Origin of the sequence: Sphingomonas swuensis (assembly GCF_039538045.1) — a bacterium.
In the GTDB taxonomy this organism is placed as follows: Bacteria; Pseudomonadota; Alphaproteobacteria; order Sphingomonadales; family Sphingomonadaceae; genus Sphingomicrobium; species Sphingomicrobium swuense.
Genome location: NZ_BAABBQ010000001.1, coordinates 525,354 through 539,949 on the forward strand (window position 1 = coordinate 525,354; position 14,596 = coordinate 539,949).

A 14,596-nucleotide genomic window follows, 5' to 3' on the forward strand; every position below is an offset into this window, starting at 1 on the left:
TCGCTCATGCCGCTCACCTCGCCCTCTTCCATGCAGCGCCAGGCACCGACGGGTCCGCAGAGGCCCGCGGTGCATCCGTTCACAGGGGTCGCTTCGTCATGAGTTTATCGTCTTCCTCCACCTTCCGGGCCGCCGCCTTCCTGACCGCGCTGCTGGCGGGCACCTCGGCCCTCGCCCAGGATGCGCAACCGGCCCCTGCGCCGGCTGCCCCCAAGGCATCGCGGCCGGGTCAGCCGATCGTCGTCACCGGCAGCCGTCCGCAGGTGATCGACGCGCCCGACCGGTTGAGTTTCAACGTCGCCAACGACCTTGGCGCGCAGACCGGAAGCCTGGCGGACGCGCTGCGCAACGTGCCGGGGGTGGAGGTCGACCTCGAGGGCAAGGTCAGCCTGCGCGGAGACCAGGGGGTCACCATCCTCGTCGACGGGCGGCCTTCGGGAATGCTGAGGGGTGAAGGCCGGGGCGACGCCCTGCTGTCGATGCCGGCCAACCAGATCGAGCGCGTCGAGGTCATCACCAACCCGTCGGCGGCGGTGAGCCCCGAAGGGTCGGGCGGGGTCATCAACCTCATCACCAAGAAGCAGCGGCAGGCAGGCACTTCGGGGACGGTGCGGGCAAACATCGGCGCGAAGGGGCGCGGAAGCCTCTCGGTCAATGCCACCAACAGCAAGCCGGGCCTCAACATCTCGGCGGAGGCCGGGTACCGCCGCTTCACCAACGAGATCGAGGTCAGCCAGGAACGCGAGCGGATCCTGCCCGGCGGCGGGCTTCTGCTCAGCCGACAGGAATCGGAGTTCGAGAATGTCGCGCAGGCATTCAACAGCCGGATCACGGTCGAGAAGGATCTCGACAAGACCAATCGGCTGACCGGCGAGATCGGCTATCGCCGCGCCGAGATCACTTCCGACCGCGAGGAGCTCTACGTCGGCAACGGGGTCGAGCCGAGCTTCACCCGTGTGGGCGACCAGGACATGGAGCAGCGCGTCCTCAGCCTGCGCTCGTCGTGGCGCAAGACGCTGCCGGGCAAGGACCATGCGTTCAGTGTCGACCTCGAGCGCGACCAGGGCGGCATGAACCGGGTGATCAGGAGCGTGACTTCGGGCGCTTCGGTGCCGACCGGCTTCGAGCGGATCGAGAATGACATCGATCGCAGGGAAACCCGGCTGAAGGCCGACTATAAGAAGCCGCTCGGCAAGGAAGGCCGCTCGCTCAACCTCGGCTACGAATATGAGCGCGGCTATGCGGACCTCGACTTCAGCGGCGCTCGCGGACCGAGCGAAGGCGGACTGGTGGTCCAGCCGGGACTGACCAACCGCTTCATCTACCGGCAGGACGTGCACGCGGCCTACGCCACGCTCCAGCTCAACAGCGGCAAGTGGGAGTTCCAGCCGGGGCTCCGGCTCGAGCAGGTCAAGCTCGATCTCGACCAGCGCACCGACGGGACCCGCTACGACCAGGATTATCTGCGGCTCTACCCCACCATCCACGTCGGACGGGCGCTGAGCGATCGGACCAAGCTTCGCGCGAGCTACAGCCGGCGCATCCAGCGGCCGGGTCCGCTGGAGCTCAACCCCTACACCTTCTACCTCGACCCGCGGAACATCCGGCGCGGCAATCCCGAGCTGAAGCCCGAGATCACCGATGCCTTCGAGGTCGCACTGCAATATCGCAAGGACGCGACCTTCCTGTCGCTGACGCCCTTCTACCGGCGGTCGAAGGACGGGTTCAGCGAGATCGTCGAGCTGCTCCCGGACGGCACCCTGCTCACCACCCGCGCCAACCTGGGCAAGGGCGAGCGGCTGGGCGTGGACGCGATCGTCAACGGCCGGCTCAGCAAGAAGCTGACCTACAACCTTTCGGGCACGCTGCAGCGCTGGACGATCGATGCGGACGGAAGCGGCGGAAACTTCGCCGAGGTCAGCGACGTGGTCGCCTCGGCGCGTGGCAGCATCACCTGGCAGCCGTCGGCGGAGGATTATGTGCAATTGAGCGCGACCTCGCCGGGCAAGCAGCTGATCGCCCAGGGTTATCGCAAGCTCGGCGGCATCGTGAACCTTGGCTACCGACGCAAGATCAACGACAAGTTGTCGCTGCTGGTGACCGGGCAGGACGTCCTCGGAACCGCTCGGCAGAAGGTCGTGATCCGCACGCCGAGCCTCCGCGACGAGCTCGACTTCAAGGTCAACTCGCGCGCGCTGTTCCTCGGCCTGACCTACAATTTCGGCGGCAGCAGCGCGAAGAAGCGGCCCGAAGGGTTCGACTTCGATCCGAGCGCGACGAGCGTCGGGCAGTAGGGCTGAAGGACCTCCCTGCGGCTTTGCCGCGGGGAGGTTCCTGCGCTCACCCCGCGAAGGGGTCGCGGACGAGGATGGTGTCGTCGCGGTCGGGGCTGGTGGAGACTAGCGCGACCGGGCAGCGGATCAGCTCCTCGACCCGGCGGATGTACTTGATCGCCTGGGCGGGGAGGTCGGCCCAGCTGCGCGCGCCGGCGGTGCTCTCGGCCCAGCCGGGCATCTCCTCGTAGATCGGGCGGACACGGGCCTGGTCGGCGGCGTGCGGCGGGAGATAGTCGAAGCGCTTGCCGTCGATCTCGTAACCGACGCAGATCTTCACCGTCTCGAGGCCGTCAAGCACGTCGATCTTGGTCAGGGCGATCCCCGTGACTCCGCTGACCGCCGCCGCCTGGCGGACGAGGACCGCGTCGAACCAGCCACAGCGGCGCTGGCGGCCGGTGACGGTGCCGAACTCGCGCCCGCGGGTGCCGAGGATCTGGCCGACCTCGTCGTCGAGCTCGGTCGGGAAGGGGCCCGAGCCGACCCTTGTGGTGTAGGCCTTGACGATGCCGAGGACGAAGCCGGCCGCGCCCGGACCCATGCCGCTGCCGCTTCCGGTGGTCCCGGCGACGGTGTTGGACGAGGTGACGAACGGATAGGTGCCGTGATCGACGTCGAGCAGGACGCCCTGCGCGCCCTCGAACAGGATCCGGCGGCCGCGGCTCTTCGCCTCGTCGAGGTCGAGCCAGACCGGGCGGGCAAACTGGAGGACGAAGTCGGCGATCTCGGAAAGGTCGCGCTTCAGCCGCTCGCGATCGACCGGGGGATGGCCGAAGCCGGCGCGGAGCGCGTCATGGTGGGCGCAGAGGCGGTCGAGCTGCGGATCGAGGCTGTCGAGATGCGCGAGGTCGCAGACGCGGATCGCGCGGCGGCCTACCTTGTCCTCATAGGCCGGGCCGATGCCGCGGCGGGTGGTACCGATCTTGCCGGCGCCCGAGGCATCCTCGCGCAGGGCGTCGAGGTCGCGGTGGATGGGGAGGATCAGCGGGCAGGTCTCGGCCAGGCGGAGGACGTCGGGCTCGACCCGGACGCCCTGGCCGCGGAGCCGCTCGACCTCGTCGCGAAGCGCCCAGGGATCGAGCACCACGCCGTTGCCGATGATCGACAGCGTGCCGGTGACGATTCCGCTGGGAAGAAGGCTGAGCTTGTAGACCTGCTCGCCCACGACCAGCGTGTGGCCGGCGTTGTGGCCGCCCTGGAAGCGGACCACGCAGTCGGCCCGGCTGGCGAGCCAGTCGACGATCTTGCCCTTGCCCTCATCGCCCCATTGCGCGCCGATGACGGTGACGTTGCCCATCCGAAACGATTCCTGTGCGACAAGTGAACGGCCAGATCAGCCGCGGTTCAGCGGCGCTCCTATTGATTGCCGGCCGTTTGGTCCAGTTCAGGGGTGACAAGGATGGGACGGGGAAGGGTTGGAATGATGGTGCTGGTCGGGGCCGCGACGGTCGCGGGCGGCGGCGCGTGGGCGCAGCAGGGGCGGATGTTGCCCGAGGAGTGCCGGGTGCCGGCGCTCCGCCAGTGCCTGCTCGCGGGCGGCGACCGGCAGGCCTGTTTCCGCGATGCCATGCAGTCGCTTCCCGACAGTTGCCGCAAGGCGGTGAGCGAGCGGGCGGCGGGACGGGCCGGAACGCTCCCCGCGGGCTGGCGCGAGGATCGCTATGGCAGCGACCCGCGGCAGGCACTCGACTGGGCGGTGCCGGCGAATGCCTCCGGCAAGGTGCCGCTGCTGCTGTTCGTCCATGGCGGCGGCTGGTCGATCGGCGACAAGAGGATGGGCGCGGGGCAGAAGGGCGCGCATTTCCTGGCCGAAGGGTGGGGCTTCGCGAGCACCAACTACCGGCTGGTTCCGCAGGCGAGCGTCGAACAGCAGGCGGCCGACGTCGCGGCGGCGGTGGCCTTCCTTCGCCGGCAGCCGGGGATCGATGCCGACGGGATCGTTCTGATGGGCCATAGCGCTGGCGCGCATCTCGCGGCGCTGGTGGCGAGCGATCCGACCTACCTCAAGGCGGCGGGGGTGCCGATGAGCGCCATCCGCGGCGTCGTGCTGCTGGACGGCGCGGGCTATGACGTCGGCGAGCAGATGGCCGAGCCGCACAACGCGGTCGCGTCGATGTACACGCAGGCCTTTTCGAACAATCCGAAGCGGCAGGCGGCGCTGTCGCCGACCCGTCACGCCGCCGCGCCCAATGCGGCCAACTGGCTGATCCTTCCAGTGGCTAGCCGGCGCGACTCGACCGCGCAGAGCGAGAAGCTGGCGACGGCGCTGCGTTCGGGAGGAGCGCAGGCGCGGGTCGTACCGCAGGCCGGCAAGACCCACGCCACGCTCAACCGCGAGCTTGGGGCCGCCGGCGATCCGAGCACGGCGGAGGTGGACCGCTTCCTGAAAGGCCTGCGCTGAGGCTGCGCGGTCGAGCGGAGCTCAGGCCGGGTGGTCGACCCGGGATTTTTCGCCGAATGTCCGCTTTGGGTGGAAAGCGGACCTTGGCGTCGCCGTCATTCGTCAAATCTCGAGACCTGCCATCCGTCACCGCTGAGCTCTGCGATCGACGAGGTTGGCAATGATTGTAGCGGTTGCAGGTTTGGTTGACGGTCAATGATGTGGTTCAGTCCGACTGGCCGAAAATCACTGCAATCGTCTTGGTGATCATGCTCTCCGCAAACAGCCTGCCACGTCTTGTCGTAATGATGGATGAGTACTCGAACGCTCCGTTGGTGAGCGAAGACGTGCGGGCAAACGATGCAGGGAAGTTCGCTCATCGATCTGGAATGGCGGCAGAGCCATATGGCCGCAATGGGTGGAGAGCGGACATTAGGCCACCCAACCGAATTCAATGAAACTTTTCAATAGGTCCAACGATATCGGGCCCAGAGTGTAAAACATCCATCCGGAAAACCCTGCCCAAATCGTCATTTGCAGCCAGAAGAAAACAGGGTCCTCTGAGCGGACGTAGGAGCCGTTCGGTCCCCAAACTACGCCTTTGCGAAGACCACGGATGACCACCCACGCAAGCCCTGCAGGAAAGAGGAGGAGCACCAAGAAAATCAGTTGCGATACCCCAACTTAGTCTCCGCGCTTTTCTTCGACCGTTTCACGGTCAATGCCTCGACCCTCTAATGACCGCAATGGGTCGCAAGCGGACTGTCCGCTTTGGGTGGAAAGCGGACATCCGCTTAGGCGCGTCGGAGACCCGGTGTTCGTGTTCTTTGGGTGTCGTCCCACCATGTGAGATAGCGGCGCGATTCCGGACCTAAGAAGTCATCCACATCGCCAAAGTCTAAGCCGCCATTCTGGGCGGCCTGCCAAACAGCGACCAAAAAACCGTTGGCGACGCTGAACACCAAATCCTGAGACCCATCTCGAATGAGTTGCTCTGCGAAAGTGAACAGCTTCTTCTTGTCAGAACTTCGAACGGGCTGCCTGCTTGAACCAACAGCCACACCGATGGCCGAGAAGGCGGCGTGCGCGACATCATTGGGATGACCCGTAAGTCGCCACGTTGCTTTGTCGAAGCGCCGTTGTGTTTCGGGAGAAAGCGCAGCCATCACGCGGGCTGCCTCAATCCCCTCCAAGTCAATCTGCTTCGCCATTCCTTGTTGTGTCGCAGTCGCGGCAAATGTCTGCAATGGGTCGTAAGCGGACATTGGCGAGAGGGCAGGTGGACCCCGGGCGCGGCCCAGGGTGACGCTGCCACAATGGCCATCAGTGTCGCGATGCTCAGAAGCTCAAGGGAACGACCTCGCGGACGCCTTCGATCGCGCACAGCTGCTGGACGAGGTGGGGCGTGACGGGATCGTCGATGGCGACCAGCGCGACCGCCTCGCCTCCGGCCTTGCGGCGGCCGAGATTGAAGGTGGCGATGTTGATGCCGGCTTCGCCCAGCGTCGTCCCGAGCTTGCCGATGAAGCCCGGCGCGTCATTGTTGACGATGTAGAGCATCGGCCCGTCGAGTTCGGCCTCGACCGCGACTCCGAAGATGTCGACGAGGCGGGGGGCCGAGTTGCCGAACAGAGTGCCGGCGGCGCTTCGCTTGCCCTCGGGCGTGGTGGCGGTGACCCGGACGAGGGTGTGATAGTCGCCCTCGCGCTCATGCCGGACCTCGCGCACGTCGAGTCCGCGTTCCTTCGCCAGCACGGGCGCATTCACCATGTTCACCGTCTGCGAATAGGTGCCCATGAGGCCGGCCAGGACGGCGCCGGTGATCGGCTTCTGGTTCAATTGCGCGGCCGCGCCCTCGACCTCGATCGAGACGGCCCGGACCTGGTCGCCAAGCACCTGTCCGAGCAGGCGGCCGAGCTTCTCGGCAAGGGCCATGTAGGGCTTGAGGCGGGGCGCTTCCTCGGCCGAGAGCGAGGGCATGTTGATGGCGTTGGTGACCCCGCCCAGCAGCAGGAAGTCGCTCATCTGCTCGGCGACCTGGATCGCGACGTTGACCTGCGCCTCGGTCGTCGAGGCGCCGAGGTGCGGGGTCGAGATGAAGCCGGGCGTGCCGAACAGCGGCGAGGCGGTGGCGGGCTCGGTCTCGAACACGTCCAAGGCGGCGCCGGCGACCTGGCCGCTGTCGAGCGCGTCCTTCAAGGCGGCCTCGTCGATCAGCCCGCCGCGCGCGCAGTTGATGATCCGCACGCCCTTCTTGGTCTTGGCGAGCGCCTCGCGGCTGAGGATCCCGCGGGTCTGGTCGGTCAGCGGGGTGTGGAGGGTGATGAAGTCGGCGCGGGCAAGCAGTGCATCGAGCTCGACCTTCTCGATCCCCAGCTCCATCGCGCGCTCGGGCGAGAGGAAGGGGTCGAAGGCGATGACCTTCATCCTGAGGCCGAGCGCGCGGCTGGCGACGATCGAGCCGATGTTGCCGGCACCGATCAGGCCGAGCGTCTTGGCGGTCAGCTCGACCCCCATGAAGCGGTTCTTCTCCCACTTGCCGGCCTGGGTCGAGGCGTCGGCCTCGGGCAACTGGCGGGCGAGCGCGAACATCAATGCGATGGCGTGCTCGGCGGTGGTGATCGAGTTGCCGAACGGCGTGTTCATGACGACGATGCCGCGCTGGGTCGCGGCGGGAATGTCGACATTGTCGACCCCGATGCCAGCGCGGCCGATGACCTTGAGCCGGGTCGCATGCTCGAGCAGCTTGGGCGTCGCCTTGGTCGAGGAGCGGATGGCGAGGCCGTCATAGTCGCCGATGATCGCGGCGAGCTCGTCGGGGGTCTTGCCGGTGATCTCGTCGACGTGGATCCCGCGCTCGCGGAAGATGGCGGCGGCGCGGGGGTCCATCTTGTCGGAGATGAGGACTTTGGGCTGGGTCATGTCTTACCTCGTCGATCCCCGGCGAAGGCGGGGGCCAGTTCATTTGAAGAAAGAAGGCACTGGGCTCCTGCGTTCGCAGGAGAACAGTCACGCGGTCTGGTCGTAGGCCCAGTCGAGCCAGGGCCCGAGGGCCTCGATGTCGGTCGTCTCGACCGTCGCGCCGCACCAGATCCGGAGGCCCGGCGGGGCGTCGCGGTAGCCGGCGACGTCATAGGCGGTGCCCTCGGCCTCGAACAGCGCGGCCATGGCCTTGATGCGGGCTTCGTCGGCGCCCTCGACCGTCAGGCAGACGCTGGTGCGCGACCGGCTGGCGGGATCGGCGGCGAGATGGCCGAGCCACGGGCGGGACTCGACGATGCGGTCCAGCGCCGCGGCATTGGCGTTGGTCCGGGCGATCGCACCGTCATGGCCGCCGATGCTCTCGACCCACTCGAGGGCGGCGATCGCATCCTCGACCGCGAGCATCGAGGGCGTGTTGATCGTCTCGCCCGAGAAGATGCCCTCGATCAGCTTGCCCTTGCTGGTCAGGCGGAAGAGCTTGGGCAGCGGCCAGGCGGGCGTATAGCTTTCGAGCCGCTCGACCGCGCGGGGTCCGAGGATGAGGACGCCGTGCGCGCCCTCGCCGCCGAGCACCTTCTGCCAGGAGAAGGTGGCGACATCGATCCGGTCCCACGGAAGGTCGTAGGCGAACACCGCGCTGGTCGCGTCGGCGAAGCTGAGGCCTTCGCGGTCGGCGGCGATCCACTCACCGTCGGGGACCCGGACGCCGCTGGTGGTGCCGTTCCAGGTGAAGAGGACGTCGGTCGACCAGTCGACCTGGCCGAGGTCGGGAAGCTGGCCATAGTCGGCGCGGAGGATGGTCGGATCGAGCTTCAGCTGCTTGACCGCGTCGGTGACCCAGCCCTCGCCGAAGCTTTCCCAGGCGACGGCGGTGACCGGACGCTGCCCGAGCATGGTCCACATCGCCATTTCGTAGGCGCCGGTGTCGGAGCCGGGGACGATTCCGATGCGGTGGCTGTCGGGAAGCTTGAGATGCCCGCGCATCAGGTCGATGCAGCGCTTGAGCCGCGCCTTGCCGATCTTGCTGCGATGCGACCGGCCGAGGCTGTCGGTCGCGAGCTTGTCGGCGGCCCAGCCCGGCGGCTTGGCGCAAGGCCCGGACGAGAAATAGGGGCGTTCCGGACGGACGTCCGGCTTCAACATGTCAGTCATATAAACTCTCCTTTCAGAGAGCACGCGCCGCGTTGGGACGGCGTGGCCCGCAGCCGCTGTAGCGCCTATCCGGGCGCATGCAAGCGGCACTGCGATTCTGTGGATAAGTCGGCGGCGGGACCGAAAAAGTTGCGGCGAATTGCCGATTTTGCCTCCGTTCACCGCTTGGTCGCCGCGACTCGTCCCGACGCGGGAACGAAGAGGTTGTATTCATTAACCCTAGCGGGTCTTTTCCTGCCTGTCCGAAACGGCGAGGGGCAAATCGCTTCTTTCGGGCGGGGGCTGGGGAGCCTCTGACATTTTGCGAACCAGCACGGTCGGCGGCACGCCCGCGGCACTGGGCCGGTTCAACTCTGAATGACGTGAGGAGCGTTACACGAATGGCTCATGCAATCGCCTCGTCCGGACTGCTTCGCAGCCGCGACCTGTTCGTGCATGACGGCACCAAGCTTCGCCGGATCCGCCTTTCCGCTCCCGTGCAGGTCGCCTTCTTCCTTCTCGCCGCCGTGATGATCGCCTGGTCGGCCTTCGCCGCCGCGCATTTCGTGTCGGGCGAGAAGGCCGCGACCGTGGTGGTCAGCGATGCCGACAAGCTCGAGCAGCTGGCGCTCGCCGCCGAGCAGCGTGCCCGTGCGATCGAGCAGCGTCAGATGATGCTCGCGACGATGCTCGCCGGCGGCGAGGTCGATCCCGCCCTGCTCGCCAAGACCGGCGCGGTCGAGCCGCTTCCGGCGGCGGTCGCCGCCCCGCTCGAGCGGGCCGCCGACAAGCTCGCCGCCGAGGAAAGCGCCGCCGCCGCGCAGATGGACGCCCGTTACAAGAGCGCCGCTCGCGAGCTGAAGAAGCTCGGCCTCAACCCGCAGCGCCTCGGCGTCGGTGGTCCGTTCGAGCCGGTCAGCAAGGCTGACCCGACCTTCAAGGCGCTGTTCAACAGCTGGAAGAAGCTCGACAGCCTGCAGGACGGCGTGATCGCCGTCCCGTCGGACAAGCCGGTCAAGATGGCCGCCTTCACCTCGAGCTTCGGAGTCCGTTCGGACCCGTTCAAGGGCGGCGCCGCGATGCACGCCGGGATCGACCTCGCCGGCCCGATCGGCACCCCCATCTATGCGACCGCCGACGGCGTCGTCACCGAGGGCGGCTGGAACGCGGGCGGCTACGGCAACCTCATCAAGCTCGACCATGGCCGCGGCATCGAGACCCGCTACGGCCACCTCAGCGGGATTTCGGTCCGTGCCGGCGAGCGCGTCAAGCGCGGCCAGCTGATCGGCCGCATGGGCTCGACCGGTCGTTCGACCGGAAGCCACCTCCACTATGAGGTCCGAATCGACGGCCGCGCCGTCAACCCGATCCCCTTCATGCGCTCGACTGACTTCATCCTCGCCATCCGCGACCGCAACGGTGCGATGGACCAGGTCGCCCTCGGCGGCCCGGGCAAGCGCGCCGAGCGCTAAGACCCCGGCTTGAGGCTGGTGCCTCGCCGCCCTACATCGGCTTCGTGACCCTGCAACTGACCCCATCGGCCGCCGCGCGCGTCGCCGCGATCGCCGCCCGCCAGGCCAAGCCGCCCGTGCTCCGCCTTGCCGTCGAGGGTGGCGGCTGCTCGGGCTTCACCTACAAGTTCGCGCTCGGCGATCCGGAAGAAGGCGACACGATCGCCGAGACCGGAGGCGTTCGGCTGGTGGTCGATCCGGTCAGCCTCGACCTGCTCGAGGGAAGCGAGGTCGACTATGTCGAGGATCTCGGCGGCTCGGCATTCAAGGTGAAGAACCCCAATGCCGCGAGCGGCTGCGGCTGCGGGTCGAGCTTCGGGATCTGACGATCCGGCGGGATGACGAGGGCCGAGCGGCCCGCTAAGCCCGCCCGATGAAGATCGCGACCTTCAACATCAACGGAATCCGCGCGCGGCTGCCGCGACTGCTCGAGTGGCTCGAGAAGGAGCAGCCCGACGTCGCCTGCCTGCAGGAGCTGAAGTGCGCCGACGAGGCGCTTCCGGTGCTCGACATCGAGGGTGCCGGCTATCGCGCGGTGTGGCACGGGCAGAAGGGCTTCAACGGGGTCGCGATCCTGGTTCGCGGGCGCTCGCCCGACCTGCGCCGGGTCGGGCTTCCGGGCGACCCGGACGACAGCCACAGCCGCTACATCGAGGCCGAGGTGGACGGAGTGGTCATCGCCTCCATCTACCTGCCCAACGGCAATCCGATCGGGACCGAGAAGTTCGACTACAAGCTGCGCTGGATGGAGCGGCTCCGGGCGCACGCGGCGGAGCTTCTGGCGGAGGAGAAGCCGGTCATCCTGGCGGGCGACTTCAACGTCATTCCCGACGACCGCGACACCTTCTCCGTCGCCGCGATGGCGAACGATTCGCTGACCCAGCCCGAGACAAGGGCGGCGTGGCGGCGGATCATGCACCAGGGCTGGACCGATGCGCTTCGCTCGCTCCACCCGGCCGAGGACAAGCTGTTCACCTTCTGGGACTATACGGCGGGCTGCTGGCAGCGCGATGCGGGATTCCGGATCGACCACCTCCTGCTGTCGCCGCTGGTGACCGACCGGCTCGAGGCGGCGGGAGTCGATCGCTGGGCACGCGGACAGGAGAAGGCGAGCGACCATGCGCCGACCTGGATCACCCTCCAGCCCGAGGCGTCCTAACCCGAATCAAGTAACGACGATAAGTTGGCGTTGACCGAACGCTGCTGAACGGTCACCTTATGGTCGCCATGGACAGTTGCTACTGGTCAGAGCGCAATCCCCGCCAGCCTGTCGAACTCGTTGCCGAGGTCGTGCACGCCGATGGCCGGGTCAGCAGCGCGATCGTCACCAACCTTTCGGACGAAGGGTGCGGGGTCGCCGGCGTGTTCCTGATCGGCGAGCGGGTGACGCTGATCCTGCCCGACGCGGGGCCGATCGAGGGCCAGGTGCGCTGGGCCTTCAACGGCGAGGGCGGGGTGCTGTTCGACCGCGAGAAGCCTTCGCCGGACGCGGGCTAGAGCGCCTTCTCGTAGATCCGGTAGACCTTGTTGCGGGTGGTGCCGGCAAGGTCGGCGATCGACACCATTCCCTGATTGTCCTCGAGCACCCAGCCGATCTCGCCATGGGTGGCGCCATAGCCGGCGACCGACCGCTCGCGGCAATGCTCGATCATCACGAAGGCGAGCTGGCTTGCGAGGCGGCTGCCCTGGAAGCGCTTGGCGACACCCATCAGCGGGACCCGGACACGCGACACGCGCGGCTTGCGCAGGCGCCAGAGGAGCTTGGCCCAGCCGAACGGAAACAGCCGGCCGTTGAGGTCGCCGGTCAGCTCGTTGATGTCGGGGAGGGTGATCATGAAAGCGGCGGGCTCCCACTCGCCCGCGTCGTTCACCACCTCGCAGATGGTGACGAGGTCCTCGTAGATGATCGTCTTCAGCTTCTTGCCGGCGTAGGCGATCTCGGATTCGGTCAGCGGGATGAAGCCCCAATTGTCCGACCAGGCATCGTTGAGGAGCGAGAGGATGATGTGCGCCTCGCGGTCGAACTGGCTCTTGTCGACCTCGCGCATGCGCATCCGCTTGGACTTCTTGCCCGCATCGACCAGCTTCTGGACCAGCGGCCGGAGGGGGATCCGGATGTCGAGCTCGTAGGTGTGGAGGTCCTTGACCTTGGCATAGCCGGCCGCCTCAATGATCGGGGCGTAGGTCGGGCGATGGTGACCCATCATCGCGGTCGGGGGCTGGTCGAAACCCTCGATCAGCACGCCGGGCTCGTCCCACACGCCGAGGGTGAAGGGGCCGAGCGCACGGGTCATGCCGCGCTCGCGAAGCCACTCCTCGGCGGTGGCGATGAGGATCGGGCCGGCTTCCTTCTCGCTGTCGAGCAGCTCGAGCGAGCCCCACTGGCCGGTCCCCGCGCCCATATGCTCGAGGACGAGCTGGTCGACCTGCGCGGAAATGCGGCCGACGGGCCTGCCGCCACGGGTCGCCAGCCACAGCGCCGCCTCGCCATGCTCGAACCACGGGTTCTCGCCGGGGGTGAACAGGCCGAGCGCCTCGGACTTCAAGGGCGGGACCCATGCCGGATCGTCGCGATAGACGTCCCAGACGAAGTGGACGAAGCGCTTGCGGTCGGCGGTCGAGGTGACCGGGCTGATGACGAGATCGGACATGGAACGCCTTATTTGAGAAGGCCGCCGAGAATTCCCCGGAGCAGACGGTTGCCGAGCTGGCGACCGACCGACGAAGCGGCGGAGCGGGCGGCGGACTGGACCGCCTTGTCGAACATGGTCGGGCGTGCCGCCTCGCGGGCCTGGCGCGCGGCCTCGCGCTCGGCCTCCTTCGCCCGGCGGTCGGCTTCGCGCTCGGCGGCGAGGTCGGCTCGGGCCTGTTCCTTGGCCAGCCGGGCATCTTCCTTGGCACGGAGCGCGGCCGCCTTGGCTTCCTCCTTCTCGGCGCGCGAGGCATCGGCGGCGGCAACGGCTTCGGCGGCCTTGGCCCGGAGGATCTCCTCGGCGCTGTCGCGATCGACCGCCTGATCGTATTTGGTGCCGATCGCATCGGTCGAGATGAGGATCTGGCGTTCCTCGGGGCTCAGCGGACCGACGCGCGAGGCAGGCGGGCGGATGAGGACGCGCTCGACCGGCGACGGGCTGCCGTCGGGGAGCAGGAGCGAGACCAGTGCCTCGCCCACCTTCAACTCGGTGATCGCGCTGGCGACGTCGACCTCGGGATTGGGGCGGAAGGTGTCGGCGGCGCTCTTCACGGCGGCCTGGTCGCGCGGGGTGAAGGCGCGAAGCGCGTGCTGGACCCGGTTGCCGAGCTGGCCGGCGACGCTGTCGGGAATGTCGATCGGGTTCTGGGTGATGAAGTAGACGCCGACGCCCTTGGAGCGGATCAGGCGGACGACCTGCTCGACCTTCTCTAGCAAGGCCGGCGGGGCGTCGTCGAACAGGAGGTGGGCCTCGTCGAAGAAGAAGCAGAGCTTGGGCTTGTCCTGGTCGCCGACCTCGGGGAGCAGCTCGAACAGCTCGCTGAGCAGCCAGAGGAGGAAGGTCGCGTAAAGCCGCGGCGACGCCATCAGCTTGTCGGCGGCGAGGATGTTGACCATGCCGCGGCCGCTGTCGTCGAGCTTGAGGAAGTCCTCGAGATCGAGCGCGGGCTCGCCGAAGAAGTTGTCGCCGCCCTGGCTGCGGAGCTGGAGCAGGCTGCGCTGGATGGCGCCGATGGTGGGCTTGGCCACATTGCCATATTCGAGGGTCAGCTCCTCGGCCCGCTCCCCGCAGGCGACGAGCATCGCCTGAAGGTCGCCGAGGTCGAGCAGCAGCAGGCCCTCCTTGTCGGCGACGTGGAAGGCGATGGTGAGGACGCCTTCCTGGACGTCGTTCAGGTTCATCAGCCGGGCGAGGAGCAGCGGCCCCATCTCGCTGACGGTGGTCCGGATCGGGTGACCCGCCTGACCGAACAGGTCCCAGAAGACCGTCGGATTGTCGCGATACTGCCAGTCGGCGATGCCGAGCTCGGCGGCGCGGCCTGCGAAGATCTCATGGGTCTTGGAAGTCGGCGAGCCGGCCATGGCGAGCCCGGCGAGGTCGCCCTTGACGTCGGCGACGAAGGTCGGGACGCCGGCGGCGGAGAAGCCTTCGACCAGTCCCTGAAGCGTGACGGTCTTGCCGGTGCCGGTCGCGCCGGCGATCAGCCCGTGCCGATTGGCGCGCCTAAGTTCGAGTTGCTGCGGGGCCGTGCCGCCGCTGCGTGCGCCGATGAAGATTCCTGCCATG

General features: G+C 67.6%; 12 protein-coding genes. 6 read left to right on the forward strand and 6 right to left on the reverse strand.

Annotation, left to right across the window (positions count from 1 at the left end; genetic code table 11):
• Positions 1-98: 98 nt before the first annotated feature.
• On the forward strand, positions 99-2,294 hold the full coding sequence (locus ABD727_RS02695) for a TonB-dependent receptor domain-containing protein (RefSeq protein WP_344705847.1): 2,196 nt from the start codon (positions 99-101) through the stop codon (positions 2,292-2,294).
• A gap of 46 nt (positions 2,295-2,340) precedes the next feature.
• On the opposite strand, the gene ABD727_RS02700 is transcribed toward ABD727_RS02695, so the two are convergent.
• Positions 2,341-3,630, reverse strand: coding sequence for an adenylosuccinate synthase (locus tag ABD727_RS02700; RefSeq protein WP_344705848.1), 1,290 nt, complete (start codon positions 3,628-3,630; stop codon positions 2,341-2,343).
• A 123-nt stretch (positions 3,631-3,753) separates the two neighbouring features.
• On the opposite strand from ABD727_RS02700, the gene ABD727_RS02705 reads away from it, so the two are divergent.
• Positions 3,754-4,734 (forward strand): alpha/beta hydrolase, encoded by a 981-nt coding sequence (locus tag ABD727_RS02705; RefSeq protein ID WP_344705849.1) that lies wholly within the window; start codon positions 3,754-3,756, stop codon positions 4,732-4,734.
• Positions 4,735-5,507: 773 nt separating this feature from the next.
• On the opposite strand, the gene ABD727_RS02710 is transcribed toward ABD727_RS02705, so the two are convergent.
• The 3 genes from ABD727_RS02710 to ABD727_RS02720 form a co-directional block, all read right to left on the reverse strand.
• Complete coding sequence (locus tag ABD727_RS02710; protein ID WP_344705850.1) at positions 5,508-5,924, reverse strand: hypothetical protein; 417 nt, start codon at positions 5,922-5,924, stop codon at positions 5,508-5,510.
• Positions 5,925-6,051: 127 nt separating this feature from the next.
• Positions 6,052-7,635: a phosphoglycerate dehydrogenase gene (serA, locus tag ABD727_RS02715; RefSeq protein ID WP_344705851.1), complete on the reverse strand. Its 1,584-nt coding sequence runs from the start codon at positions 7,633-7,635 to the stop codon at positions 6,052-6,054.
• Positions 7,636-7,722: 87 nt separating this feature from the next.
• Complete coding sequence (locus ABD727_RS02720) at positions 7,723-8,847, reverse strand: phosphoserine transaminase (RefSeq protein ID WP_344705852.1); 1,125 nt, start codon at positions 8,845-8,847, stop codon at positions 7,723-7,725.
• Between the two features lie 380 nt (positions 8,848-9,227).
• Here ABD727_RS02720 and ABD727_RS02725 point away from each other — a divergent pair, with 380 nt between their 5' ends.
• From ABD727_RS02725 to ABD727_RS02740, 4 genes are all read left to right on the forward strand, one after another.
• A complete protein-coding gene (locus tag ABD727_RS02725; protein WP_344705853.1) occupies positions 9,228-10,298 on the forward strand; it encodes a M23 family metallopeptidase in 1,071 nt (356 codons plus the stop codon).
• A 44-nt stretch (positions 10,299-10,342) separates the two neighbouring features.
• Positions 10,343-10,663 carry a HesB/IscA family protein gene (locus tag ABD727_RS02730; RefSeq protein ID WP_425566748.1) on the forward strand — a complete coding sequence of 107 codons (321 nt, stop codon included), beginning with the start codon at positions 10,343-10,345 and terminating at the stop codon, positions 10,661-10,663.
• A 47-nt stretch (positions 10,664-10,710) separates the two neighbouring features.
• Positions 10,711-11,496, forward strand: coding sequence for an exodeoxyribonuclease III (xth, locus tag ABD727_RS02735; protein WP_344705854.1), 786 nt, complete (start codon positions 10,711-10,713; stop codon positions 11,494-11,496).
• A 68-nt stretch (positions 11,497-11,564) separates the two neighbouring features.
• A complete protein-coding gene (locus ABD727_RS02740) occupies positions 11,565-11,834 on the forward strand; it encodes a PilZ domain-containing protein (RefSeq protein WP_344705855.1) in 270 nt (89 codons plus the stop codon).
• Here the strand turns inward: ABD727_RS02740 and ABD727_RS02745 are convergent.
• Positions 11,831-12,988: an N-acetyltransferase gene (locus tag ABD727_RS02745; protein ID WP_344705856.1), complete on the reverse strand. Its 1,158-nt coding sequence runs from the start codon at positions 12,986-12,988 to the stop codon at positions 11,831-11,833. The two genes, ABD727_RS02740 and ABD727_RS02745, sit on opposite strands and share 4 nt — an antisense overlap.
• 8 nt (positions 12,989-12,996) lie before the next feature.
• Positions 12,997-14,595 carry a helicase HerA-like domain-containing protein gene (locus ABD727_RS02750; RefSeq protein WP_344705857.1) on the reverse strand — a complete coding sequence of 533 codons (1,599 nt, stop codon included), beginning with the start codon at positions 14,593-14,595 and terminating at the stop codon, positions 12,997-12,999.
• Position 14,596 lies beyond the last annotated feature (1 nt).